This is a genomic window from Castellaniella sp. UC4447_H14 (genome assembly GCF_052978285.1).
This window is the reverse complement of record NZ_CM129666.1, coordinates 2,543,344-2,569,026: the sequence shown is the minus strand read 5'-3', so window position 1 is coordinate 2,569,026 and position 25,683 is coordinate 2,543,344. Positions and strand designations below refer to the sequence as shown.

The window sequence follows — 25,683 nt, the reverse complement described above, 5'->3', positions numbered from 1 at the left end:
CGAAGGTGTACCGCTTTTGCAGGTGCGCGCCGGGTTTCCCACGAGGCCGCCCTCGGAAGGGCGGTCAGCCGGACCAAGTGTCCCGGCCACGATAAACGGCCTGCGCGGTCAGCCGCCACAGCGCCGATGCCAAAAAGACGCAAAACAGCTACCGACATCAGGGAATACCAGCACGTCCAGCGCTTCTGCAAAACCCCATAAAACACCAATCACACCCATGCACAACAACGCAGTACATATGTCCCCAATTTCATATAACAAATTCAGCTAACCAAAAAAAAGGGGACGCATCAACAAAAACCCTATTGCCAGCCGTCTGCGGCGGGCGTAACTTTTACTTCCCACGATGCGCCGCAGCATGACGCGGGGTCAACAGGCGTGATCGCAACGAACCGCCTCCGGCCAGCCTCATAAGAGGAGCCATGATCCTCATGCAGCGGCCCGTCGTGCCCCAATTTCAGGCCCAGGCTGGTGACCGCGTCGGCCACTGCCCTTACCAACCTTTCTTCGAGTGTCGTCATGATTGACTCCGCGACCCGCATTGCGTCCAGCACGCAAGGCCTCTATCACCCCGAATTCGAACACGACGCCTGCGGGGTGGGTTTCGTGGCCCACATCGAGGGGCACAAGAGCCACACCATCATCCAGCAAGGGCTGAAGATCCTGGAAAACCTGAACCACCGGGGCGCGGTGGGTGCCGACGAACTGATGGGCGACGGCGCGGGCATCCTGATTCAGATTCCGGACCAGCTCTATCGTGAAGAAATGGCGGCACAGGGAGTGACCCTGCCGCCCCCTGACGATTACGGCGTGGCCATGGTCTTCCTGCCCAAGGAAACAGCCTCGCGGCTGGCCTGTGAACGGGAACTGGAACGCGCCGTGCGCGACGAGGGCCAGGTGGTGCTGGGCTGGCGCGACGTGCCGATCGATCACGAGATGGAAATGTCGCCCACCGTGCGCGCCTGTGAGCCGGTCATCCGCCAGCTCTTCGTGGGCCGCGGGCCGGATATCATGGTGCCCGATGCGCTGGAGCGCAAACTCTACGTCATCCGCAAGACCGCGAGCCACGCCATTCAGCGCCTGAATCTGACGCACGGCCAGGAATATTTCGTGCCCTCTATCTCGGTGCGCACGGTCGTCTACAAGGGTCTGCTGCTGTCCGGTCAGGTGGGCCAGTACTACCGCGATCTCACCGACACGCGGGCCGTGACCGCCCTGGCCATGGTGCACCAGCGGTTCTCCACCAATACTTTCCCCGCCTGGCCACTGGCCCACCCCTACCGCATGATCGCGCACAACGGCGAAATCAACACGGTGAAGGGCAACTTCAATTGGCTGCGCGCGCGCGAGGGCGAAATGCGCTCGGCGGTGCTGGGCGAGGACCTGGCCAAGCTCTACCCTATCGTCTACGAGGGGCAATCCGACACGGCGACGTTCGACAACTGTCTGGAACTGCTGGTGATGTCGGGCTATTCGCTGCCGCACGCCATGATGATCATGCTGCCCGAGGCCTGGGAACAGCATGCGGACATGGATCAGTCGCGCCGCGCCTTCTATGAATACCACGCCGCGCTCATGGAACCCTGGGACGGGCCGGCCGCGATCACCTTCACGGACGGCCGGCAGATCGGCGCGATCCTGGACCGCAACGGCTTGCGCCCCGCGCGCTATCTGATCACGGACGACAATCTCGTGGTGCTGGCCTCCGAGGCCGGCGTGCTCCCGATTCCCGAGCACCGCATCGTGAAGAAGTGGCGCATGCAGCCGGGCAAGATGCTGCTGATCGACCTGCAGCAGGGCCGCATCATCGAAGACGAGGAAATCAAGTCGCAATTGGCCAACGCTCACCCGTATCCGCAATGGATCGATCGCCTGCGCCTGAAGCTGGACGACCTGCCGCCGCTCAAGGCCGAGGAACCACTCCCGTCCGTCGCCAATCTGCTGGACACCCAGCAGGCCTTTGGCTGGACCGAGGAAGACTTCAAGTTCATCCTGCAGCCCATGGCCACGAACGGCCAGGAAGCGATCGGCTCCATGGGCAACGACGCGCCTCTGACGGTGCTGTCGGACCGGCCGAAGCCGTTCTACAACTATTTCCGCCAGATGTTCGCCCAGGTCACCAACCCGCCGATCGACTCGATCCGCGAGCAACTGGTGATGTCGCTGGTCTCGTTCATCGGCCCCAAGCCCAACCTGCTGGACATCAACAACGTCAACCCGCCGCTTCGCCTGGAGATCAACCAGCCCGTGCTGGACCAGGATGACATGGCCCAACTGCGCCATATCAGCGAGCAGAGCAGCGACAAGTTCCGCTGCCTCGAACTGGACATCACCTACCCCGTCGCGTGGGGCGCGGAGGGCATCGAAGCCTGCCTGGCTTCGCTATGCGCGAGCGCGGCTGATGCCGTTCGCAGCGGCTACAACATCCTGCTGCTGAGCGACCGCAAGGTGGACGCCGATCGTGTGCCCATTCCGGCGCTGCTGGCCACATCGGCCGTCCACCAGCATCTGATTCGCGCCGGGCTGCGCACCCGCACGGGCCTGATCGTCGAAACCGGCTCGGCGCGCGAAACGCACCACTTTGCGCTGCTGGGCGGGTACGGCGCCGAAGCCGTGCACCCGTGGCTTGCGCTGGAATCGCTGGCGCAATTCCCCAACCCGCACGAGGCCACGCACAACTACGTCAAGGCAATCGGCAAGGGCCTGAAAAAGGTCATGTCCAAGATGGGCATCTCGACCTACATGTCCTACACCGGGGCGCAGATCTTCGAGGCGGTGGGCCTGCACAGCAGTCTGGTGAAGAAGTATTTCCCGGGCACGCCCAGCAACATCGAAGGCATCGGCATCTTCCAGGTGGCCGACGAGGCCCTGCGCACGCACCGCGCGGCATTCGGCGGCGACCCGGTATTGGCCACGCGCCTGGACGAAGGCGGCGACTACGCCTTCCGCATCCGCGGCGAACAGCACATGTGGACGCCGGACTCCATCGCCAAGCTGCAGCACTCGACGCGCTCGAACGACTATTCGACATTCAAGGAATACGCCCAGCTCATCAACGATCAGTCCAAGCGCCTGATGACGCTGCGCGGCCTGTTCGAATTCAAGGTCGACCCTGCCAAGGCGATCCCGCTCTCGGAAGTGGAACCCGCCCAGGAAATCGTGAAGCGGTTTTCGTCCGGCGCCATGTCGCTGGGGTCGATTTCCACCGAGGCGCACACCACGCTCGCCGTGGCCATGAACCGCATCGGCGGCAAATCGAACACGGGCGAAGGCGGCGAGGATCCCATGCGCTACCGCAGCGAAATGCGCAGCGGCAAGCCCACCGTGCGCAAGGGCGACACTATCGCCTCCGTGCTGGGCAAGGACCGCGTGGTGGCGAACATCCCGCTGGCAGCCGGCGACTCGCTGCGCTCGCGGATCAAACAGGTCGCCTCGGCGCGCTTTGGCGTCACCGCCGAATATCTGTGCAGCGCCGACCAGATCCAGATCAAGATGGCACAGGGCGCCAAGCCGGGCGAAGGCGGGCAACTGCCGGGCCACAAAGTCACGGACTACATCGCGCAACTGCGCTATTCGGTTCCGGGCGTGGGCCTGATTTCGCCCCCGCCGCACCACGACATCTACTCGATCGAGGATCTGGCACAGCTCATTCACGACCTGAAGAACGTCAACGACCAGGCCTCGATCTCGGTGAAGCTGGTGGCCGAAGTCGGCGTCGGCACGGTCGCGACCGGCGTGGCCAAGGCCAAGGCCGACCACGTGGTGATCGCCGGCCACGACGGCGGCACGGGGGCTTCTCCCCTGTCGTCCATCAAGCACGCCGGCATTCCGTGGGAAATCGGCCTGGCCGAAACCCAGCAGACGCTGGTGCTCAACCGCCTGCGCAGCCGCATCCGCGTGCAGGCCGACGGCCAGATGAAGACCGGGCGCGACATCACGATCGCCGCCATGCTGGGTGCCGACGAATTCGGCTTTGCCACCGCGCCGCTGGTCGTCGAAGGCTGCGTGATGATGCGCAAGTGCCACCTGAACACCTGCCCCACCGGCGTGGCCACGCAGGATCCGGTGCTGCGCAAGAAATTCAGCGGCAAGCCCGAATACGTCGTGAACTACTTCTTCTTCGTCGCCGAAGAAATGCGCGAGATCATGGCGCAACTCGGTATCCGCACCGTGGACGAACTGATCGGCCGTGCCGATCTGCTGGACATGCGCAAGGGGATCGAGCACTGGAAGGCGCACGGGCTGGACTTCAGCCGCGTCTTCTACCAGGTGCCGACCACAGACCCTGTGCACAACACGGACCTGCAGGATCACGGCTTGGCCAATGCGATGGATCACCAGTTGATCGAACGCAGCAAATCCGCCCTGGAGCGCGGCGAGAAGGTCTCTTTCATCGTACCGGTGCGCAACAAGAACCGCACCATCGGCGCCATGCTGTCGGGCGAAGTGGCGCGCCGCTTCGGTCACGAAGGGCTGCCTGACGACACCATCCACATCCAGTGCAACGGTGCGGCCGGACAAAGTTTCGGGGCGTTCCTGGCGCACGGCGTCACGCTGGACCTGGTGGGCGAGGCGAACGACTACGTGGGCAAGGGCCTGTCGGGCGGGCGGCTCATCCTGCGCTCGCCCAACGACTTCCGCGGCTTCGGGCCGGATCACATCATCGCCGGCAACACGGTGCTCTACGGAGCCACGGAAGGGGAAGCCTACTTCAACGGTGTGGCGGGCGAGCGCTTCGCGGTCCGCAATTCCGGCGTGGTAGCGGTCACCGAAGGCACCGGCGATCATGGCTGCGAATACATGACGGGCGGCACCGTCGTGGTGCTGGGCGAGACAGGGCGAAACTTCGCCGCCGGCATGTCGGGCGGCGTGGCCTACGTCTGGGACCCGGAGCATGTCTTTGCCCGGCGCTGCAACACCGAAATGGTGGCGCTGGAACCCGTGCAATCGGACGACGAGCAGTCGGCGGCCGGCGAGCGCCAATACTGGCACAGCCTAGTGCGCCACGGCGAGCGCGAAACCGATGAAACCATCGTGCGCCGCCTGGTGGAGAACCACTTCCGCTATACCGGGAGCTTCCGGGCCCGCGAAATCCTGGAAGACTGGAAACGGGCCTACCGCGCGTTCGTCAAAGTCACCCCCACCGAATACCGCCGCGTCCTGAGCCAGCTCTGGGAAGCCACCCAGGCCAAGGCCGCCTGAAGGAAAAACACATCATGGGAAAGATCACCGGTTTCATGGAATACGCGCGGGTCAAGCCGGCCACCGAGCCCGCCCAGGGGCGCGTCCACCACTGGAAGGAATTCATCAAGCCCCTGACCGAGGAAGAGGCGCGGATCCAGGGCGCCCGCTGCATGGATTGCGGCGTGCCGTTCTGTACCCACGGCTGTCCGGTCAACAACATCATCCCGGACTTCAATGACCTGGTCTACAAGTCCGACTGGAAGCATGCGCTGGACGTCCTGCTGTCCACCAACAACTTTCCGGAATTCACCGGCCGCATCTGTCCGGCGCCCTGCGAGGCAGCCTGCACCTTGAATCTGAACGACACGGCCGTGGGGATCAAGTCCATCGAGCACACGATCATCGAGCGCGGCTGGTCCGAAGGCTGGGTGGTGCCGCAGCCGCCGGCCCGCAAGACGGGCAAGAAGGTGGCCGTGATCGGATCGGGCCCGTCGGGCCTGGCGTGCGCGCAGCAGTTGACGCGCGTGGGCCATCAAGTCACGGTGTTCGAGAAGAGCAACCGCATCGGCGGCCTGCTGCGCTACGGGATCCCGGATTTCAAGCTGGAGAAGGTCAACATCGACCGGCGCCTGGCGCAGCTCGAGGCCGAGGGGATCGAATTCCTGCCGTCCACCTATGTGGGCCGGGCTGAAGACGCGCCCGAGGGCCTGACCGTGGTGACGCCCGACGAGCTGCTCGCGCAGTTCGACGCGGTGGTGCTGGCGGGCGGCTGCGAGCACCCGCGTGATCTGCCGATCCCCGGGCGCGACCTGGGCGGCGTGCACTTCGCGATGGAGTTCCTGCGCCAGCAGAACAAGATCAACCACGGTGACCGTATCGACAAGCCCATCAACGCCAAGGGCAAGCACGTGATCGTCATTGGTGGCGGCGACACCGGTTCGGACTGCGTGGGCACCAGCAACCGCCAGGGCGCGGCCTCGGTGACGCAATTTGAACTGATGGTGCGGCCCCCCGAGCAGGAAGACAAGATGCTCACCTGGCCGTACTGGCCCATCAAGCTGCGCACCTCGAGCTCCCACGAGGAAGGCTGCCAGCGCGACTGGGCCGTGGGCACGCAGGCCTTCGAGGGCCAGGGCGGCAAGGTCGAGAAGCTGGTGGCGTCGCGCCTGCAATGGACCAAGGACCGCGCCACCGGCCAGTTGAAAATGAAGGAAATGAAGGACTCGCGCTTCGAGATGCAGGCCGACCTGGTGCTCCTGGCCATGGGGTTCGTATCGCCCGTGCGGGCCGTGCTGGATGCATTCGGCGTGGACGTCAACCCGCGCGGCAACGTGCTGGCCAACACCGACGACTACTGCAGCAGCCGCGAGAAAGTCTTCAGCGCCGGCGACATGCGCCGCGGGCAATCGCTGGTGGTCTGGGCCATCCGCGAAGGCCGGCAGTGCGCACGCTCGGTCGACGAATACCTGATGGGCAGTTCGCTGTTGCCGCGCTGAGCGCGGGCGCGGCGGGCTGCCCCGCCCCGCCGCGCTTCAAGAACTCAGAAATTCACCTTGTCGCGGCCCTTCAGCTGCAGGATCTCGCGCGCCTCGTCCGGCGTGGCGATGTCGATGTTCAGGGCCTCGAGGATCACCCGGATGCGGCTGACCTGCTGGGCGTTCGAGGCCGCGAGCTGGCCCGGTCCGATCCAGAGCGAGTCTTCCAGGCCCACCCGCACGTTGGAGCCCATGGCAGCGCCCATGGTGGCCAGCGGAATCTGGTTGCGCCCCGCGCCCAGGATGGACCACTGGTAATCGTTGCCGAACAGGCGGTCGGCCGTGCGGCGCATGTGCATCAGATCCTCTGGGTCGGGGCCTATGCCGCCCAGGATGCCGAAGACGGACTGGATGAACAGCGGTCCCTTGGCAATGCCTCGATCGAAGAAGTGCTTCAGGTTGTAGAGGTGGCTGATGTCGTAGCACTCGAACTCGAAGCGCGTGCCGTTCTCGGTGCCGCGGGTGAGGATCGTCTCGATGTCCTTGTAGGTGTTCTTGAAGATCAGGTCGCGGCTGTTTTCGAGATGGGCGCGTTCCCAGTCATACTGGAAATCCTTGAACCGCTGCAGCATCGGGAACAGGCCGAAATTCATGGATCCCATGTTGAGCGAGGCGACCTCCGGCTTGAACGTCATGGCCGGCCGCATGCGCTCTTCGACGGTCATGTGCGGGCTGCCGCCCGTGGTGATGTTGATCACGGCGTCGGTGCTCGCCTTGATCTTCGCGAGAAACGGCCGGAACAGCTCCGGATCCTGCGACGGGTGTCCATCCTTGGGATCGCGGGCGTGCAGGTGCAGGATGGCGGCGCCCGCCTTTGCTGCGGCAATGCCGGCCTCGGCGATCTCGTCGGCCGTGACCGGAAGATGCGGCGACATGCTGGGCGTATGAATGGCGCCCGTGACGGCACAAGTGATGATGGCTTTACGTTTGTGGGCCATGATGTTTCCTCTTTCAGGGTATCAGTGATGAAACGGCGCAGGCCTTTCGCGGGCCGGCGTCTGCAGGTAGGGCATACGGTGCTCAGCGGGCTGGCGGCGAGGCGGCGTCCGCGGCTTCGGCCTGCCGCTTGTAGCGCAGCAGCGACATGAGCCTTTGGTCACGCCACAAGCGGCGCCGCAGCAGCTCGGACTCGGGCAGCCGCTCGCGCCGCTGCCGCTCGACCTCGCGTACGGTATCGGCGGACCACCGCTCGCAGTCCCGCTGCGACCGGGCGATCGAGGCGTACATGCCGCCGTAGCGGTCGCAATAGTCGGCCACGCCCTCGGGGGCATTCAGGTCGATGGTCTCGAAGGGGCCCATGAAGGCCCAGCGCAGCCCCAGGCCATCCTTCACCGTGACGTCCAGATCCTCCACCGTGATGGTGCCGTCCCGCACCAGGCGGAACGCCTCGCGCAGCAAGGCGCCCTGGAGGCGATTGAGGACGAAACCTTCCAGCTCCCGGCGCACGATCACCGGCTTCTGGCCGGCTTCGGACTGGATGCGGTGGGCCGCCTCCAGCGTCGTGGCATCCGTCCACGGCGCCCCGCACAGTTCGACCACCGGAACCAGGTAAGGCGGATTCACGGGATGCGCGACCAGGCACCGGCCGCGCCCGGGAAGGTCCTCGGTGAATACTGAGGCCGGAATGCTGGAGGTCGAGCTCGCGAGCACCGTATCGGCCGACGCCAGCGCGTCCATCCGGCGGAAGATCTCGCGCTTGAGGTCCGGTTTTTCAGGCAGGTTCTCCTGGACGTAGGACACGCCTTGCAGCGCTTCCTCGAGCGGGTTGCAGACACGCACCCGCCCGACCAGCCCCTCCGCGTCGGCCAGCAGTTCCTGCTGTTCGAGCAGCCGGGCCTGTCCCGCGATCAATTCCACCGCACGCACACGCGCCTGGGGATCGTTATCCCATAGCCTGACTCCGTACCCGGCGCGGGCGAAAACGATCGCCCAAGCCTGTCCGATAAGCCCGGTGCCAATGACAGCAACATCCATGTCCGCCTCCGGTCAGATCAGGGCCTGGGTCAGGCCGTCCACGGCCAGCGCCTGCCCGTTGACGCTGCCGGCCATGTCGCTTGCCGCGAACAGCACCATGTTGGCGATGTCGCGCGCCGAGACCATGCGCCCCATGGCCGACTGATCCTCGTAGGCGCGGGCGATCTCCTCGACGGGTGCACCCAGTGTCTTGGCCTTGGCGGCGATAACCGCGCGGATGCGCGGCCCCTCCACTGCCCCCGGAAGAATCGCATTGACCCGGATGCCGAATTTGCCCAGCTCGATGGCCAGCGTCTTGGTGAAGCCCACGACGGCCCATTTGGAGGCGGCATAGGCGGAACGGCCCGCAAAACCCAGGTGTCCGGCGGCCGATGACAGATTGATCATGGCGCCGGCCTTGGACTGCTTGAGCAGCGGCACCGCGAGCCGCGCGCACAGGAACTGCCCGGTGATGTTGACGGCCAGCGTCCGGTCCCAGTCGGTTTTGCTCAGCGTTTCCACGTAGCCGGTAGGCCCGGCCACGCCCGCGTTGTTCACCAGCACGTCGAGCCCGCCCAAGCGGGCGCGGACCTCCTCGAACAGCGCCGCGACGCTGGTTTCATCGGAGACGTCGGCGACCGTCGTGTGCAGGCCCGCGATCCCGGTGCGCGCCTGTGCCAGCGCCTGCTGATCCACATCGCACACCAGCACCGCCGCGCCAGCGGCCGAAAACACCTTCGCCATCTCCAGGCCCAGGCCGCTTGCCCCCGCCGTGACCAGAACCTTCCGACCCTTCATACCGTATTCTTCAAACATGCTTTCCTCGATTTGATTGCACTGCAAACCGCTGCCGTCAGACACCCAGCAGCTTCACCTGAAGTTCCTTGTTCTGCTGGAGATCGGCCGCTGCGCCCTCGTAAGCCACGTGGCCGTTCACCATGATGTAGGCCCGGTCCACCATCTGCAGGGCCAGATCGATGCGCTGCTCCACCAGGAGAATGCTGGTGTGCCTGCGGAGCTCGACCACCGCCTCCAGCACCTCACTGACGATCGCAGGGGCGAGGCCCTCGAAGGGTTCATCGAGCAGGATGAGCCTCGCGGGCGCCATCAGGGCACGCGCAATCGCCAGCATCTGCTGCTCCCCGCCGCTGAGATTGCCGCCCAGGGAGGTCTGAAGGGTACCGAGCTTCGGGAACAGCTCGAACACGTCCTTCACCTCCCGCCCGCCCGGCCGGCGCGCGATCAGCAGATTGTCCAGGATGGTAAGGTTGGGAAAAACACGCCGCCCCTGCGGGACGATGACCAGCCCCAGGCGGTTGATCTGATGGGTCGGCATCCGGGTGATGTCGGCCCCGCCGAATTGCAGATGGCCGCTACGGGCCGCCAGCAGACCCATGATGGTGTAGAGCGTGGTGGTCTTGCCCACGCCATTTCGGCCCAGCAGCGCGATCGCCTCGCCCTCGCGGACCTCGAGCGAGAGGCCGTCCAGCACGCTGCTGCCATCGTAGCCCGACACCACGTCCTTGAGCGCCAGGATAGGCCGGTCCGATGCGCCGGCCGGCTTCCCTGCAAGGGAAGGCGCAATGGTCCGGGACTCGGCATGCTCGCCCAGATAGGCCTTGACGACCTCGGGGTCGCTCACCACGGCCCGAGGATCCCCGTCGGCGATCAGGCGCCCCTGATGCAGCACCGTGATGCGGTCCGAGAGCGCCAGCACGCGGTCGATGTCATGCTCGATGAGCAGGATCGTGTAGTGCCCGGCCAGTCGGCGGATCAGCGTCCCGATGCGTTCCCGGTCCGCATCGGCCAACCCTGCCAGCGGCTCGTCCAGCAGCAGCAGTTCGGCGCTCGTCGCCATCGTGACGGCGATGTCCAGCAGGCGCTGCTCGCCGTGCGGCAGATTGCTGGTGATTTCACCCGCCTTGCCCGCCAGACCCACGGCCTTGAGCAGTCCCCAGGCCCGTTCCAGCGGCTCGGACAGGTCATAGGCATCCCGCCACAGCGAAGCCCTGTGTGCGGAGCTGGCCTGCGCCGCCACGCGCACGGCTTCCAGGGCCGTCAGGTTGGCCGGCAGGCTGACCACCTGAAACGAGCGCGACATCCCCAGCCGGGTCCGCTCGTGGACCTGCAGCGCGCCGATGTCGCGGCCCTTGAAGGCGATGTTCCCCTGGTCGTGGGGAATGAGACCGGTCAGCATGTTGAAGAGCGTGGTCTTGCCCGCGCCATTCGGTCCGATGAGGCTATGCACGGTCCCGGCGGTGATCTTGAGACTGATGTCGTCGGCGGTCACCACATGCCCGAACCGCTTGCTCAGGTGGCTGACTTCGAGAATGGTCCGATGCTCGACCGACCGCTGGACCGCAAACGGATCGGGCAGCGCCGGCGGCATGTCAGGCAGCGGCGTACGCGTCAGGCTCCATCGGCCGTGGCCTCGCAGCCGCGCGTAGACTCCGCTCAGGCCTTCGGGCGACAGCAGCACGACTGCGATGATCAGCGCACCGAAGATGAGCCACCAGTGTTCCGTGAAGGCGCTGAGCTGGTCGCTGAGGTTGATGTAGATGATCGCGCCCCACAGCGGCCCCAGGAAGTGGTGGATGCCCCCCAGCAGGGTCATCATGATGGGGTCGCCGGCGTGCTGCCAGTTCAGGTTGTCGGCGTACGCCCCGTGGATGAGCATCGACAGCATGCTGCCGCCCAGGCCGATGAAGGCCGCGTGCAGCACCATGGCGCTGAGCTTGTAGCCCCAGGGGTCGTAGCCCAGGTATTGCACGCGCTTTTCATTGTCGCGGATGGCCTGCAGCACCCGGCCGAACGGTGAATGCACGATACGGTTCAAGAGCCAGGCGCAGATCACCACGATGACGGCACAGAACAGGTAATACCACCAGCCGTTCTGCAACCCCGGGCGCAGCACGCCCTGCAAGCCGTTTTCCCCGCCGGTGAAACTCGTCCAGCGGAAGCAGATTTCATAGAAAAGCTGGGTGAAGGCCAGCGTCAGCAGGGCGAAATACAGGCCCCTGCGGCGCAGGGCCAGCCCGCCCACCAGCAGCCCCAGCAGCGCGGCGAATACGGTGCCGACGATGAGCGACAGCACCACGTTCTGCGACACGTGCAGCGCGAACAGCGCGCTCGCGTAGCTCGCCATGCCGAAGAAGATCGACGAGCCGAAGGAGACCATGCCGGTATAGCCCAGCAGCAGGTTGTAGGCGATCCCGTAGAGCGTGTAGATCACCACCTGGGTGGCCAGGCTCACGGTGGAACCCGCCGCCGTCATCGCCAGGGGCAGGAGGATGAAAACGATGGCCAGCACCACGACCGGGTGGGAGAGTCCGCGCGGCAGCCTTTTCATTCGAAACGCTCCCAGCGTTCGCCAAACAGCCCGCGAGGAAACAGCAAAAGGACAATGATCATCAGCACATACATGACGGACGTGGAGGCCACCGGCCAGAACTGGATGGTGAACGCCACGGCGATGCCCACCATCAGGCCGGCCACCACCGCGCCTCGCAGGCTCCCCAGGCCGCCGATCACGACCACCACGAAAGCCGGCATGATGGCCTGTTCGGCCATGGACGGCACCACGCTCCACAGGGGCGCGGCCAGCACTCCGGCGGCGCCCGCCAGCAGGCAGCCCAGCGCGAAAATGAACATGAAGACCCGTTTCAGGTTGATGCCCAGCATGCTCACCATCTCCGGGTCGCGCGAACCGGCCCGCACGATGCGGCCATAGGGCGTCTTTTCCAGAAAGAGCCAGGTCGCCACCAGGATCAGGATGGTCGCCACCAGGACGGCGAGCCGGTACTGGGTCACGAGCACGGGACCGAACGTCAGGAACCCCGACAGGAAATCCGGCGTGTCGAAAGGGTGACCCATGGCACCCCAGAGCGTGCGGATGAGCTCCTGGATGAAAAGGGCAAGCCCGAACGTGAGCAGCAGACTGAGCAGCGGCTCCTTGTCATAGAGCGGCCGCAGCAGCGTGCGCTCCACGATCAGGCTGATCGCGCCGACGAGCAGGGGCGCCACCACCAGTGCCCCGCCGAAGCCCAGGACGGGCCTCAGGCTCAAGGCGAGGTAGGCGCCCAGCGCAAAGAATGCGCCATGGGCAAAATTGACCAGGCCCAGCATCCCGAAGATGATGGACATGCCCACCGCAATGAGCACGTAAAGGAACCCGAGAACCAGCCCATTCATGAGCTGTGACGCAAGCAGCGTAGCGTTCATCGACAAATACCTCTGTGGCGGGCGGACGCCGGGGCCGTGCGCGTCACGGCCCAGGCGCGCCCAAGGGCCCGATTACAGTGCCGGCATCTTGCACAGGGACTCTTTTTGGGAGCCGTAAAGCGCGTCCATGGTCTGGCCCTTCGCCGGGACTTCTTCCAGGATGTCGAAGTAGTCGTACTTGTCGGTGATCTTGGATTTGACCTGCGCGATCAGCGTGGGCTGGATGAGCTGGTGATCCCAGGGCCTGAAGTACATGGCGTCCTTCTTGAAGCCGTCGAATTTGTGGCCTTCGAGGAATTCAACCAGCTTGCGGGCGTCAGTGGAGCCCGTCTCGCGGATCGCCGTGATGATGGCCGTGGCGCCGAACCAGTCCTGCCATGCCTCGGATTCCGGGGCCGACTTGAACTTCGCCTGGTACTCCTTGGCGAAGTTATGGCTCGCCTCGGTATTCTGCGCGCCCGTGCAATTCCAGATCTTCGGATAGATGCCGGTCGCTGCCTCGGGCCCCGCCGACCACAGGTCGGTGTCATTGCAGACCAGTGAAGAGACCGGGATCTTGCCGGTCAACCCCATCTGCTTGAACTGCTTGAGGAAATTGGTCAGGTCGCTGCCGCCCAGGCCCACGAAGATGGCATCCGGCTTCGCAGCGACGATTTTCAGGATGAACGAGCTGTAGTCCGTGGTCCCCAGCGGCGTCTGGTCGGCGCCGGCGATCTTGCCGCCGTCCGCCTGCAGCAGGGCGCTCATCTGCTTGAAGCCGTCGATCCCCCAGGCGTAGGAGGCGTAGAGGAAATACCAGTTCTTGCCATTCTTGGAGAACGCCGGGTAGATGCTGCGCACGGTTTCGTAATTGGGCAGGTCCACGCGGAACGTGTAGCGGCCGCACTTTTCGCCCGTGATCTCGGTGGCATTCGGACCCGTCGCCATCAGCAGCGTCTTTTCGCGTTCGGCCACCGGCATGATGGCCAGGATGTCGCCGCTGGAGATGCCGCCCTGCACGGCGACGACTTTTTCCTGCTGGATGAGGCGCAGCATGTTCTGCTGCGTGGTCTGCGGCCCATTCTCGTCCAGCCAGACCAGCTGGATCGGCCGGCCCAGCACCTCGCTTTTGGCGTCGGACACGGCGATCGTCGCGCCGTTGTAGCCCTGTTCGCCCTGCACCGCGTAAGTGCCGGATTTCGACAGCAGGACGCCGATCTTGATGGGCTCGGCAGCCAGTGCGTACCGCGCGAATGGCACAGCGCCCGCCACTCCCGTCACCAGACCCGCGGCGCCCGCCTTGAACAAGCCGCGCCGGCTGATGCCTTTGCGGCCGGGTGTCACTTCTTTGCCTGACATAGTCTTCTCCTGTGGATTTCGACGCATCGCGCCACGCCGTTCGAAACGTGGCAAGGATTGGTCAGTTGCCTGTCCGCTCGCACCCCGGATGTATTAACTACGCGCCTTGTCCGCCCCCGCAACAGGCTGCAAGAGAAACGTTCTCTTGCTGCGAACCGGTCTATCTTATTCATCTGTGATCACAGATTACAATAGGGTTTCCCCTTGCATTTACAATCCGATTCCAGGAATGCACGGCCCAGGCCGCATGCGCACCGCGAAACGCCGTGGGTCTGCACGGATCCCGACGAACCAAGGAAATCGTGCCGGCGGCACAGGTATTGCCGGGAAATCCGCTCACGTTGCGTTCGGCTGCGGATGCGCTGGGCGTGAGCATGAAGCCGGCGCGCCAGCCTCGTCTATCGGTCTGGTGGCCGATCATGCGCTGGAGGTCGCACCCGCCAATGGGGGTGCGTCCCTGTGCCGCCGGAGTGACATCTCCGGGGGATCAGAAGATCTGGCTTGAGGTGGGGGGCCTTGCGGGAATACGGCGGCGCTAACCGAAGCGCCTGTGCCGAGTCCGCAACCGGGCTGCAGACGGGGTCAGCGTGCGCCCTGCTGGTTCAGCGCCTTGATGAGGCCGTCGATGCCGCTACGGCCGATTTCCTGGGTGAACTGGTTGCGGTAGTTCTGGATGAGCCAGATGCCCTCGACGTTCAGGTCGTAGACGCGCCAGCTGCCGTCGCTTTTCTCCAGCCGGTAATCGACGCCAATGGGGGCGCCATTCGGCTGCGACACAGTCGTGCGCACCACGGCGTCATCGGGCTTGTCGCCCGCCCGGAACGGCAGCATCGTGATCTTGGTGTCCGGCGTAACCCGCGTGAAGGCGCCACTGTAGGTCCGGATCAGGGTGCCGGTGAACGCCTTGACCAGCTCGGCCTGCTGTTCGGGCGAAGCCTGGCGCCAATAGCGCCCCGCCGCCAGGCGCGTCGTCTTGTTCATGTCCACATAGGGCAAAGCGTACTTGCGCACGAGGGTCGTGATGTGCCCGGTGTCGCCCTGCAGGGCCTGAGGGTCGGCCTTCACCGCGTCCAGCATGTTGTTGGCAACCGCCGTGAGGAAGACGTCCGGTGCCGCCTTGGGGTCCACGGCGCGTTCGGCCGCCTGTGCGGAACCGGCAGCCGCTGCCCCGAGCGCGAGGCCCAGCAGCCCCGTGCGGGCCAGGCGGTACAAGGACGGCAGATAGCGAGACAAGATCATCGAAAGCTCCGGCGCCCCGCCGGCGGAGCGGGGCTCATCCATGCTGCGTCAATGCAGCGGTTGACTGTCCGGGTCATCATAGACCGGAAGATTCTGGTCCTGTGCAACCGGCTGTTGCTTCGGCTGCTCCGCGCCGGCGGTGCCGCCGTGCTCCCTGCGGTTGAGGCTGTCCAGCAGGGCCTTGCGGCGCTGCAGATAGGCGTCGCGGATGAAGCTGTACTTGTCCAGCGCGATCTGGTCCACGAGGCGGTCCGCCTGGAGCAGACCGGCACGCGTGTCCACGATGTACAGGCCGACGATGGAGTTGCGGACCGGCACGTTGTCGATGGCAAAGATTGCCGCAGTGGGCGAGATGGGCGAGGCCAGGCTCACGGCCGTACCGGCCGCGTCGCGCACCGTGCTGGGGCCCAGGAAGGGCAGGACGAAGTAGGGGCCCGCGCCAAAACCCCAGACGCCCAGGGTCATGCCGAAGTCGTTGGGAATCTTGCGCGCGCCGTTCATGGAGGCGACGTCGATGCAACCGCCCAGACCCATCGTGCTGTTGAACAGCACGCGGCCCAGCGTATCCACGAAGTCGCGCCCCTGGCCCTGGAGCAGGCTGTTGATGCCCGACCACACGTCGCCCAGGTTCCCGAAAATGTTATGGATGCAGGTACGCACGGGCCGGGGCGTGACCTTTTCGTAGCCCGTGGCAATCGGCTTGAGGAACGCACGGTCCACCGTGTCGTTGAAGGCGTACATGCCCCGGTTGTAGGATTCCCAGGGGTCATTGGGCGCCGGGTTCCGCACGTGGGCGCAGCCCGCCAACAGCGCGGCCGTCGCCAGCCCCAGGCACAGCCGGGTCAGCGGGCGCCGGGCGCCCGCTGGTTCAGGAGAAAGAGAGGGGGCGGGATTCATGATGCGTGCAATTCAAGGAGGATTGTCGCGTATTGTAACGGTTTCGCGCCCGATGCCGGTGACGTCTGGCCGTGGCGGGCGCGGCATGCGTGCTACTGGGCATGGGGGGCCGCGGGGGCGGCAGCGCCCGGTTGAACAACGGCGGCAGCCGGAGCGCCCTGGCCGGGCGGCTTCCCAGCGGCGGATGCGGCGGATGCGGCGGGCGCTGCGGGATTCGATGCCGGGCTGCCCGGCGCCGAGCCCTGCTTCTCGGCCGAGTTGTACAGGAACTTGCTGATCAGGTCTTCGAGCACGACGGCCGACTGGGTGAACTGGATCTCGCCTCCGTCCTTCAGGGACTTGTCGTCGCCTCCCGGCGTCAGCCCTATGTACTGTTCGCCCAGCAGACCGGAGGTCAGGATGGAGGCCGAGGTGTCGTCGGGAAACTGATATTGCCGTTCCAGATCCATGTCGACGGTCGCCTGGAAGCGCTTGTTGTCAAAGCCGATGGCGGCCACGCGTCCGACGACGACGCCGCTGCTCTTGATGGGCGCGCGCACTTTCAGCCCGCCCACGTTGTCGAAGTGAGCCGCGACGCGATAGGTCGGCGCAAAGGAGAACGAACTCATGTTGCCCGCTCGCAGCGCCAGGAACACCAGCGCAATCAGCCCCAGCAGGATGAACAGGCCTACCCAGAAATCGGTTCTTTCGCGTGTCATGGAGTCGTTCCGTCAATCGCTATCGTTTGCAGACAAATTTCACCCGTGGTCCGTTGTCGCGCGTCAGTTGGCGAACATCAGCGCCGTGAGCAGGAAGTCCAGCCCCAGTACCGCCAGCGCGCCATTGACCACCGTGCGCGTGGTCGCGCGGGAGACGCCCTCTGGCGTCGGCTGCGCGGTCCATCCCTGGTAGAGCGCGATCAAGGTCACCACGACGCCAAAGACGACGCTCTTGATGACGCCGTTCAGCACGTCCTTGATCACGTCCACGCCCCCTTGCATCTGCGACCAGAAGGCTCCCGGGTCGATGCCGATCAGCATCACGCCCACGAACCAGCCGCCGATGATGCCCACCATGGAAAACACGGCGGCCAAAACGGGCATGGCGATCACCCCGCCCCAGAAGCGCGGCGCCAGCACGCGCCGGACGGGGTCCACGGCCATCACTTCCATGGCCGAGATCTGTTCACCCGCCTTCATCAGGCCGATTTCCGCCGTGAGCGAGGTGCCCGCCCGCCCGGCAAAGAGCAGCGCCGTGACCACCGGCCCCAGCTCGCGGGTGAGAGACAACGCGACCAGCAAGCCGAGCGCTTCTTCGGAGCCGTAGCGGTTCAGCGTGTAATAGCCCTGGAGCCCCAGCACGAAGCCCACGAACAGGCCCGAGACGCCGATGATGAGCAGTGAATGGTTGCCGATGAAATGCACCTGCTGGGCGGTCAGGCGGGGGCGCCGCCACAGCACGCTGCTGCGCGCCACGATGGCGCCAAACAACCGGGCGAACGCGCCCAGGCCGGTGATCATGGCCACGAAGCCTCGTCCCAGGCCGGCGATGGATGGAGTCAGATTCATGCGCTGATGGCCCCGCGGCGGCCCGCCAGCCAGCGCTCGAAGGCCGGCGTGAGCGGGTAGTGAAAGCCGATCGGACCGTCCGGCCGCCCCTGCAGGAACTGCTGCAGATAGTCGTCCTTGGATGCGGACAGGTCGTCCGGCGTGCCGTGCGCCAGCAGGCGGCCTTGGCCGATCAGATACACCTGGTCGGCGATCGGGAAGGATTCCGCCACGTCGTGGGTGATCAAAATGGACGCGCAGCCCAACTGGTCGGTCATGTTGCGGATGAGCTGCGCGGTGATTCCCAGCGAGATCGGGTCCAGGCCGGCAAACGGTTCGTCGTACAGGATGAGATTGGGCTCCAGCACGATCGCGCGGGCCAGCGCCACGCGCCGCGCCATGCCGCCGGAGATCTCGGAGATGCGCAGGTGCGCCGCGCGGCGAAGACCCACCGCCTGCAGTTTGTCGAGCACCCGCTCCAGAATCTGGGCCTCGGAAATGCGCGTGTGTTCGCGCAACGGGAAGGCCACGTTCTCGAAGACGTCCAGGTCCGTGAACAGCGCCCCGCCCTGGAACAGCACCCCCATGCGCTGGCGGGCCTTCCGCAGCGCTTCGCCATGCAGCGTCGCGATGTCCTCGCCAAAGACCCGCACAGTGCCCGACCGCGCCAGCAATTGCCCGGTCGTCGCTCTCAGCAAGGTGGTCTTGCCCGACCCCGAGCCCCCCATCATGGCCACGACCTGGCCCGGCAAGACTTGGAGGTCGATGCCGCTCAGGACGGTGAAGTCGCCGTAGCCCAGCGAAACACCGTCAAAAGTCACAATGGGAGTGGAAGGAGGCGTCATGGGATCATGGAATCAGTCATCAGGGATTGTACCGGCGGTCATGCAAGCACGCTTACACAAGTGTGACAACGTTGCACGCGCTCATCGGAGCGCGTCAGGGTCCATCCCCCAGGCGGCTGCGTCCGCCGCCGCCCTGCGCCGGCTTCGGCACCGGCCCCCATGTACCGCTTATAATGCTCAATTGGGCTCATTTTTCGGGGCCCTCTCTTTGCTCATGCCTGCTCTTGACCTGCAACACGTCTCCAAGACCTATGCGCCCGCGCGCCAACGGCTGCGCGACCGCGTGCTCGGCCGTCCCGTGGCCCCCGGCTTCCAGGCATTGCACGAGGTCAACCTGACGGTAGAGCACGGCGAATTCTTCGGCCTGCTGGGACCCAATGGCGCAGGCAAGACCACCATGATCTCCATCCTGGCCGGGCTGGCGCGCGCGAGCCAGGGCCGCGCCGAGGTCTGCGGCTACGACGTGGTGACCGACTTCAGGCGCGCCCGCCAGTCGCTGGGCGTCGTCCCGCAGGAGATCGTCTACGACCCCTTCTTCTCCGTGCGCGAGACGCTGCGCCTGCAGTCGGGCTACTTCGGGCTGCGCAACAACGACGACTGGATCGACGAGGTTCTGGAGAACCTGGGACTGCTGGACAAGGCCGACACCAACATGCGGGCCCTGTCGGGCGGCATGAAGCGGCGCGTGCTGGTCGCCCAGGCGCTGGTGCACCGCCCGCCGGTCATCATTCTCGACGAACCGACCGCCGGCGTGGACGTGGACCTGCGCCGCGCGCTGTGGGACTTCATCACGCGGCTGAACCAGGCGGGGCACACCATCCTGCTCACCACGCACTACCTGGAAGAAGCCGAGGCGCTGTGCGGGCGTGTGGCCATGCTGAAAGCCGGCCACGTCGTGGCGCTGGACACCACCCAGGCGATCATGGCGCGCTTCGGCGGCGGCGATCTGGAGGAGGCTTTCGTGCACATCATGCACGATGACACCCTCCACGACGTCACGCTTCCCGAAGTCGCCCAGACTCCCGCCCTGGAGGTGGACCCATGATCCGGCCAACTTCGCAGGCGCGTCCGGAGATGGGCTCCGGCTTTCCCACCCTGCTGCACAAGGAGCTGATGCGCTTCTGGAAGGTCGCCACGCAGACGATCGCAGCGCCCGTGGTGACCGCCCTGCTGTACCTGCTCATCTTCTCGCACGTGCTCGAAGATCGCGTCCAGGTCTACGGCGCCATTTCATACACGGCTTTCCTGATTCCGGGGCTGATGATGATGAGCATGCTGCAGAACAGCTTCGCCAATCCCTCATCGTCGCTGATCCAGAGCCGCATCACGGGCAATCTGATCTTCGTGCTGCTGCCGCCGTTTTCCCACCGCCAGATCTTTGCCGCCTACCTGGTGGCTTCGGTCGCGCGGGGGCTGATGGTGGGCGCCTGTATCTGGGCAGTGGCCCTGTTCTTCGTATGGATGCCGGTGCACGAACCGCTGTGGCTGCTGACGTTCGCCGTGCTGTCGTGCTGGATCCTGGGCACACTGGGCCTGATCGCGGGCCTGTGGTCGGAAAAATTCGACCAGCTCGCGGCCTTTCAAAATTTTCTCATCGTGCCGGCCACATTCCTGTCCGGCGTGTTCTACTCGATCTATAGTCTGCCGCCTTTCTGGCAAGCCGTCTCGCGCTGGAACCCGGTGTTTTATATGATCGACGGCTTCCGCTATGGGTTCTTTGCCCTGTCGGACGTCTCTCCCTGGCGCGGCGTGGTCATCGTGCTCGCCGTTGCCGTCGCCCTGAGCCTGTTTGCCCTGCGCCTGCTGGCCAGCGGCTACAAACTACGGAGCTGAAATCATGCAAACCACTCCCGAACACGTCCGTGAATACATCGCCGAGCACCTGGAGTGCGAACACCTGGAAGTCCGGGGCGACGGTGCCCACTTCGAGGCGCTGATCGTCAGCCGGGTGTTCGAAGGCAAACGCACCCTGGAGCGTCACCAGGTGGTCTACCAGGCGCTGGGCGAGCGCATGCGCGAGGAAATCCACGCGCTGTCCATGCGCACCCTGACGCCGGCCGAATACGCCGACCAGCCCAAGAATGGATAAGCTGCTCATCCAGGGCGGCCATCCACTGAAGGGCGAAGTCCGCATTTCAGGGGCCAAGAACGCGGCCCTGCCCATCCTGTGCGCGGCCCTGCTCACCGACGAACCGCTGGAACTGACCAACGTCCCGGCGCTGCGCGACATCGCCACCGCGCTGTCGCTGCTCTCGCGCATGGGCATGCGCGCCGAACGCCACGATGACGAAAGCGTGACGCTGCGGGCCGACCGCATCCACAGCCAGGAGGCGCCCTACGAACTGGTGAAAACCATGCGCGCCTCCATCCTCGTGCTGGGGCCGCTGTTGACGCGCTTCGGCCATGCGCGCGTCAGCCTGCCGGGCGGCTGCGCCATCGGTCAGCGGCCCGTGGATCAGCACATCAAGGGGCTCGCGGCCCTGGGTGCGGACATCCGCATCGAACACGGCTTCGTAGTCGCCCAGGCGCCCCGGCTGAAGGGCGCGAACATCGTGACCGACATGGTCACCGTGACGGGTACCGAGAACCTGCTCATGGCGGCTGCCCTGGCCGATGGCCGCACGGTACTGGAGAATGCGGCGTGTGAACCGGAAGTCGTGGATCTGGCCAACGTGCTGATCGCCATGGGCGCGCACATCGAAGGCCACGGTACTGACCGCATCGTGATCGAAGGCGTGGACCGCCTGCACGGTGCCGGGCACCGCGTCGTGCCCGATCGCATCGAGGCCGGTACCTTCCTGTGCGCCGTCGCGGCCGCCGGCGGCGACATCACGCTGCGCCAGGTCCGGCCCGACATCCTGGGCGCCGTGCTGGACAAGCTGCGCGACACCGGGCTGGAGATCACGACGGGCGAGGACTGGATCCGGGCCCGCATGGCGGGGCGGCCGCGAGCCACGGGGTTCCGCACCAGCGAATATCCCGGCTTTCCGACGGACATGCAGGCCCAGTTGATGGCGCTGAACGCGCTGGCCGAGGGCACGGCCGTGATCACCGAAAGCATCTTCGAGAACCGCTACATGCACGTCCAGGAGCTCTGCCGGATGGGTGCCGACATCGAGATCGACGGGCACACCGCAGTGGTCAAGGGCATCCCGGGGCTGCTGGGCGCCACGGTCATGGCCACCGACCTGCGGGCATCGGCGAGCCTGGTGATTGCGGGACTGGCGGCGCACGGCCAGACCACGGTGGAACGCATCTACCACCTGGATCGCGGCTACGAGCGCATGGAACGCAAGCTTCAGGCTTTGGGCGCCGATATCCAACGAATTCAATGATCCGGCGCCTGCGCCGCCCCTACGGCGTTGCAAATCCTCGCGATAGTTGTACTATCGCTGCGGTTCGCGCCTTGTCCGGGCGCCGCATCCATCCGGATCTTTTCCATTTGGCAGGTAAAATCTGATGGCGACTGCACCGCTTACCCTCGCGCTCTCCAAGGGGCGCATTTTCGACGAGACCCTGCCGCTGCTGGCCGCGGCCGGTATCGGCGTGCCCGAAAACCCGGAATCGTCGCGCAAGCTCATCCTGCCGACCGACTCGGACGACCTGCGCATCATCATCGTGCGCGCCTCGGACGTGCCCACCTACGTGCAATATGGCGCGGCCGACTTCGGCATTGCCGGCAAGGACGTGCTCTATGAGCACGAGGCCCACCACCCGGGCGGGCTGTACCAGCCCATCGACCTCAACATCGCGCGCTGCCGGCTGTCCGTCGCCGCCCCGGAAGGTTTCGACTATGAAGGCGCCGTGCACCAGGGATCCCGACTGCGCATTGCCACCAAATACACACGCGCCGCCCGCGAGCACTTTGCCGCCAAGGGCGTGCACGTGGATCTGATCAAGCTGTACGGCTCCATGGAACTGGCTCCGCTGGTGGGTCTGGCCGACGCCATCGTGGACCTGATCTCGTCGGGTGGCACCATCCGCGCCAACCATCTGGTCGAAGTCGAGGAGATCCGCCCGATCTCATCGCGCCTCATTGTGAACCAGGCGGCGTTGAAAATGCAGGGCGCGCGCCTGCAACCCATCCTGGATGCCTTCGATCGGGCCTCGGCACAGATGGCGTAGACTTCGCGGGCATCGCGTCCGGGACCGCCTCGCGGCTGGCGCTGCCACCCTGCCGCAGCCGAGGAGAAATCCGGCTAACATAGGGGATCCGGGACATCACAGGCTCGCCGGCAACGATCATGCGCCAGCCGTGTCCCCCTGACTTGAATTCACCATGCCTCTCATCAACCGCCTGGACGCCCGCGCCGCCGACTTCGACGCGGCCCTGGCCCGCCTGCTGGCCTACGACGCTTCCCAGGACGATGCCATCGAAACCACGGTGCGCGACATCCTGGAAGACGTTCGCACGCGCGGCGATGCCGCCGTGCTGGACTACACCCGGCGCTTCGATCACGTCGCGGCCGACACCGTGGCCGCGCTGGAAATTCCGCGCGCCGACCTGCGGGCGGCCCTCGACAATCTCCCTGCCGACCAGCGCGCCGCGCTGGAAGCCGCTGCCGATCGTGTGCGCCGCTACCACCAACATCAGGTCGCCCAGACCTGGACCTACACGGAACCCGACGGCACAGTGCTGGGTCAGCAGATCACGCCGCTGGATCGCGCCGGGCTGTACGTCCCGGGCGGCAAAGCCGCCTATCCTTCGTCGGTGCTGATGAACGCCATCCCGGCCAAGGTCGCGGGGGTGCCGGAACTCATCATGGTCACCCCTACGCCCGGCGGCACGCGCAATCCACTGGTGCTGGCGGCCGCGATGCTGGGCGGCGTAGACCGCGTCTTCGCAGTCGGCGGCGCCCAGGCGGTCGGCGCACTGGCCTATGGCACGCGGACGCTGCCGGCCGTGGACAAGATCACCGGTCCCGGCAACGCCTACGTGGCCGCCGCCAAGCGCCGCGTCTTCGGCACGGTGGGCATCGACATGATTGCGGGTCCGTCGGAAATCCTGGTGCTGGCCGATGGCAGCACACCGGCCGAATGGCTGGCGATCGACTTGTTTTCCCAGGCCGAGCACGACGAGCTCGCCCAGGCGATCCTGCTGTGTCCGGATGCCGCCTATCTGGATGCGGTCGAGGCCGCCATGGCGGATGCGTTGCCGCGCCAGCCGCGGGTGGACATCCTGCGCGCCAGCCTGGCGCGCCGAGGCGCGCTCATCCACGTGCGCGACCTGGACCAGGCCTGCGAGATCGTCAATCGCATCGCCCCTGAACACCTGGAGCTGTCCGTACGCGATCCGCAGGCGCTGCTCCCCGCCATCCGCCACGCGGGAGCGATCTTCCTGGGCGCCTACAGTTCCGAACCGCTGGGCGACTACTGCGCCGGACCCAACCACGTATTGCCCACGGCGCGTACGGCGCGTTTCTCGTCGCCGCTGGGAGTGTACGATTTCCAGAAACGCAGCAGCCTCATCCAGGTGTCGCAGGCCGGCTCGCAGACGCTGGGCCGCATCGCCGATACCCTCGCCCGGGGCGAGGGCCTGTACGCCCACGCCCAAAGCGCCCGCCTGCGGCTGGCCGACTGACGAACCGACGGACGAAATCCTTCATGCGCACCGCCACTATCGAACGCAATACCCAGGAAACCCGCATCCGCGTGTCCCTTGACCTGGACGGGACCGGGCAACGCACGCTGGACACCGGCGTGCCGTTCCTGGACCACATGCTGGACCAGATCGCCCGCCACGGACTGTTCGATCTGGACATCCGCTGCCAGGGCGACACCCACATCGACGACCACCACAGTGTCGAAGACGTCGGCATCACGCTGGGCCAGGCTTTTGCCCGGGCCGCCGGCAACAAGGCCGGACTGCGCCGTTACGGCCATGCCTATGTGCCGCTGGACGAGGCCCTGTCGCGCGTGGTGGTGGACCTGTCCGGACGGCCGGGCCTGTTCTATCACGTGGACTACACCCGCGCGCGCATCGGCAGCTTCGACGTGGATCTGGCGCGGGAATTCTTCCAGGGTTTCGTCAACCACGCCCAGGCCACGGTGCACATCGACAATCTGCGCGGAGAAAACGCCCACCACCAGTGCGAGACGATCTTCAAGGCGTTTGGCCGCGCGCTGCGCATGGCCACGGAAATCGATCCGCGCGCGGGAGGAACGATCCCGTCGACGAAGGGCGCGCTCTAGGACGCCGCCCGGCTCATTCGATGTCGGGCGCACCCGCTGACCAGACAGCACACTACCCACCGACCGAGGACCCCGCATCGTGACACGCATCGCCATCGTTGACTACGGCATGGGCAACTTCCACTCCGTGGCGCGGGCCTTGCAGGCCGCCGCCCCGGATCAGACCATCGTCGTGGCCCGCAGCCCGGTTGAAATCGCCTCGGCTGACCGTGTCGTCTTTCCCGGCCAGGGAGCCATGCCGGACTGCATGCGCACGCTCGAGTCATCGGGCCTGTACGAAGCCGTGCTCGCCGCCGCCCGCGGCAAGCCGCTGCTGGGCGTCTGCGTGGGCGAACAGATGCTGTTCGAAGGCAGCGACGAGGGCGATACGCCGGGACTGGCACTGTTTGCCGGCAGGGTGCAACGATTCTCGGGTCCGGCTTTCCAGGCGCCCGCTGACGGCACCATGGCGCTCAAAGTGCCGCACATGGGCTGGAATGCGGTGCGGCAGACGCGCGACCACCCGCTCTGGCGGGGTGTGCCCCAGGATACGCCGTTCTACTTCGTCCACAGCTATTACGCCGTGCCCCAGGACGAAGCCGCGATCGCGGGTACCGCGCTCTACGGACATGACTTCTGCTGCGCGATTGCCGCCGCCAATATTTTTGCCGTACAGTTTCATCCAGAGAAGAGCGCTGCACCGGGTCTGCAGATTTACCGCAACTTCGTGCACTGGCAACCTTGATGTCCTGACCGGACGATCACCGCTCGTCC

At 65.6% G+C, this 25,683-nt stretch carries 22 protein-coding genes and 1 pseudogene; 10 read left to right on the top strand and 13 right to left on the bottom strand.

Translation table 11 applies throughout. The features are described 5' to 3' along the window. Positions 1-302: 302 nt before the first annotated feature. On the bottom strand, positions 303-521 hold the full coding sequence (locus tag ACVCMJ_RS12430) for a hypothetical protein (RefSeq protein ID WP_447081710.1): 219 nt from the start codon (positions 519-521) through the stop codon (positions 303-305). Between ACVCMJ_RS12430 and ACVCMJ_RS12425 the strand changes: the two genes are divergently transcribed. Beyond that, positions 520-5,202 carry a glutamate synthase-related protein gene (locus tag ACVCMJ_RS12425; protein ID WP_447081709.1) on the top strand — a complete coding sequence of 1,561 codons (4,683 nt, stop codon included), beginning with the start codon at positions 520-522 and terminating at the stop codon, positions 5,200-5,202. The genes ACVCMJ_RS12430 and ACVCMJ_RS12425 overlap by 2 nt on opposite strands. A gap of 14 nt (positions 5,203-5,216) precedes the next feature. Next, complete coding sequence (locus ACVCMJ_RS12420; protein ID WP_447081708.1) at positions 5,217-6,680, top strand: glutamate synthase subunit beta; 1,464 nt, start codon at positions 5,217-5,219, stop codon at positions 6,678-6,680. A 44-nt stretch (positions 6,681-6,724) separates the two neighbouring features. On the opposite strand, the gene ACVCMJ_RS12415 is transcribed toward ACVCMJ_RS12420, so the two are convergent. From ACVCMJ_RS12415 to ACVCMJ_RS12360, 12 genes and pseudogenes are all read right to left on the bottom strand, one after another. Beyond that, on the bottom strand, positions 6,725-7,657 hold the full coding sequence (locus ACVCMJ_RS12415; RefSeq protein WP_447081707.1) for a 3-keto-5-aminohexanoate cleavage protein: 933 nt from the start codon (positions 7,655-7,657) through the stop codon (positions 6,725-6,727). A gap of 82 nt (positions 7,658-7,739) precedes the next feature. Next, on the bottom strand, positions 7,740-8,693 hold the full coding sequence (locus tag ACVCMJ_RS12410; protein WP_447081706.1) for a 3-hydroxyacyl-CoA dehydrogenase: 954 nt from the start codon (positions 8,691-8,693) through the stop codon (positions 7,740-7,742). A 12-nt stretch (positions 8,694-8,705) separates the two neighbouring features. Next, positions 8,706-9,488, bottom strand: a complete 783-nt coding sequence (locus ACVCMJ_RS12405; protein WP_447081705.1) for an SDR family oxidoreductase — start codon at positions 9,486-9,488, stop codon at positions 8,706-8,708. A 37-nt stretch (positions 9,489-9,525) separates the two neighbouring features. After that, positions 9,526-10,314 (bottom strand): ABC transporter ATP-binding protein, encoded by a 789-nt coding sequence (locus ACVCMJ_RS12400; RefSeq protein WP_447082764.1) that lies wholly within the window; start codon positions 10,312-10,314, stop codon positions 9,526-9,528. Between the two features lie 231 nt (positions 10,315-10,545). Beyond that, positions 10,546-11,946, bottom strand: a pseudogene (locus ACVCMJ_RS12395) (ABC transporter permease subunit); the annotation flags it as partial. A 71-nt stretch (positions 11,947-12,017) separates the two neighbouring features. Beyond that, positions 12,018-12,893 carry a branched-chain amino acid ABC transporter permease gene (locus ACVCMJ_RS12390; protein WP_447081704.1) on the bottom strand — a complete coding sequence of 292 codons (876 nt, stop codon included), beginning with the start codon at positions 12,891-12,893 and terminating at the stop codon, positions 12,018-12,020. A gap of 72 nt (positions 12,894-12,965) precedes the next feature. Next, positions 12,966-14,231, bottom strand: a complete 1,266-nt coding sequence (locus tag ACVCMJ_RS12385; RefSeq protein ID WP_447081703.1) for an ABC transporter substrate-binding protein — start codon at positions 14,229-14,231, stop codon at positions 12,966-12,968. A gap of 582 nt (positions 14,232-14,813) precedes the next feature. After that, on the bottom strand, positions 14,814-15,470 hold the full coding sequence (locus tag ACVCMJ_RS12380; RefSeq protein ID WP_447081702.1) for an MlaC/ttg2D family ABC transporter substrate-binding protein: 657 nt from the start codon (positions 15,468-15,470) through the stop codon (positions 14,814-14,816). Between the two features lie 48 nt (positions 15,471-15,518). Further along, positions 15,519-16,367, bottom strand: coding sequence for an MlaA family lipoprotein (locus tag ACVCMJ_RS12375; protein WP_447081701.1), 849 nt, complete (start codon positions 16,365-16,367; stop codon positions 15,519-15,521). A 92-nt stretch (positions 16,368-16,459) separates the two neighbouring features. Further along, a complete protein-coding gene (mlaD, locus tag ACVCMJ_RS12370) occupies positions 16,460-17,065 on the bottom strand; it encodes an outer membrane lipid asymmetry maintenance protein MlaD (RefSeq protein ID WP_447081700.1) in 606 nt (201 codons plus the stop codon). Between the two features lie 63 nt (positions 17,066-17,128). Continuing rightward, the gene (gene mlaE / locus ACVCMJ_RS12365; protein WP_447081699.1) at positions 17,129-17,914 is read right to left on the bottom strand and encodes a lipid asymmetry maintenance ABC transporter permease subunit MlaE; all 786 of its coding nucleotides are present in this window, start codon (positions 17,912-17,914) and stop codon (positions 17,129-17,131) included. Beyond that, positions 17,911-18,738 (bottom strand): ABC transporter ATP-binding protein, encoded by an 828-nt coding sequence (locus ACVCMJ_RS12360; protein WP_447081698.1) that lies wholly within the window; start codon positions 18,736-18,738, stop codon positions 17,911-17,913. Before ACVCMJ_RS12360 ends, mlaE begins: the two co-directional genes overlap by 4 nt. A 214-nt stretch (positions 18,739-18,952) precedes the next feature. Between ACVCMJ_RS12360 and ACVCMJ_RS12355 the strand changes: the two genes are divergently transcribed. The 8 genes from ACVCMJ_RS12355 to hisH all read left to right on the top strand — a co-directional run bounded on the left by ACVCMJ_RS12355 (position 18,953) and on the right by hisH (position 25,654). Further along, positions 18,953-19,783 carry an ABC transporter ATP-binding protein gene (locus ACVCMJ_RS12355; RefSeq protein ID WP_447081697.1) on the top strand — a complete coding sequence of 277 codons (831 nt, stop codon included), beginning with the start codon at positions 18,953-18,955 and terminating at the stop codon, positions 19,781-19,783. Further along, positions 19,780-20,571, top strand: coding sequence for an ABC transporter permease (locus ACVCMJ_RS12350; protein ID WP_447081696.1), 792 nt, complete (start codon positions 19,780-19,782; stop codon positions 20,569-20,571). Before ACVCMJ_RS12355 ends, ACVCMJ_RS12350 begins: the two co-directional genes overlap by 4 nt. Positions 20,572-20,575: 4 nt before the next feature. Further along, on the top strand, positions 20,576-20,827 hold the full coding sequence (locus ACVCMJ_RS12345) for a BolA family protein (RefSeq protein ID WP_447081695.1): 252 nt from the start codon (positions 20,576-20,578) through the stop codon (positions 20,825-20,827). Continuing rightward, on the top strand, positions 20,820-22,073 hold the full coding sequence (gene murA / locus ACVCMJ_RS12340; RefSeq protein ID WP_447081694.1) for a UDP-N-acetylglucosamine 1-carboxyvinyltransferase: 1,254 nt from the start codon (positions 20,820-20,822) through the stop codon (positions 22,071-22,073). Before ACVCMJ_RS12345 ends, murA begins: the two co-directional genes overlap by 8 nt. A 124-nt stretch (positions 22,074-22,197) precedes the next feature. Further along, on the top strand, positions 22,198-22,863 hold the full coding sequence (gene hisG, locus ACVCMJ_RS12335; RefSeq protein WP_447081693.1) for an ATP phosphoribosyltransferase: 666 nt from the start codon (positions 22,198-22,200) through the stop codon (positions 22,861-22,863). A 154-nt stretch (positions 22,864-23,017) separates the two neighbouring features. After that, positions 23,018-24,319 carry a histidinol dehydrogenase gene (gene hisD, locus ACVCMJ_RS12330; protein ID WP_447081692.1) on the top strand — a complete coding sequence of 434 codons (1,302 nt, stop codon included), beginning with the start codon at positions 23,018-23,020 and terminating at the stop codon, positions 24,317-24,319. Between the two features lie 23 nt (positions 24,320-24,342). Further along, complete coding sequence (hisB, locus tag ACVCMJ_RS12325; RefSeq protein ID WP_447081691.1) at positions 24,343-24,930, top strand: imidazoleglycerol-phosphate dehydratase HisB; 588 nt, start codon at positions 24,343-24,345, stop codon at positions 24,928-24,930. 79 nt (positions 24,931-25,009) lie between these two features. Next, positions 25,010-25,654, top strand: a complete 645-nt coding sequence (gene hisH, locus ACVCMJ_RS12320) for an imidazole glycerol phosphate synthase subunit HisH (RefSeq protein ID WP_447081690.1) — start codon at positions 25,010-25,012, stop codon at positions 25,652-25,654. Positions 25,655-25,683 lie beyond the last annotated feature (29 nt).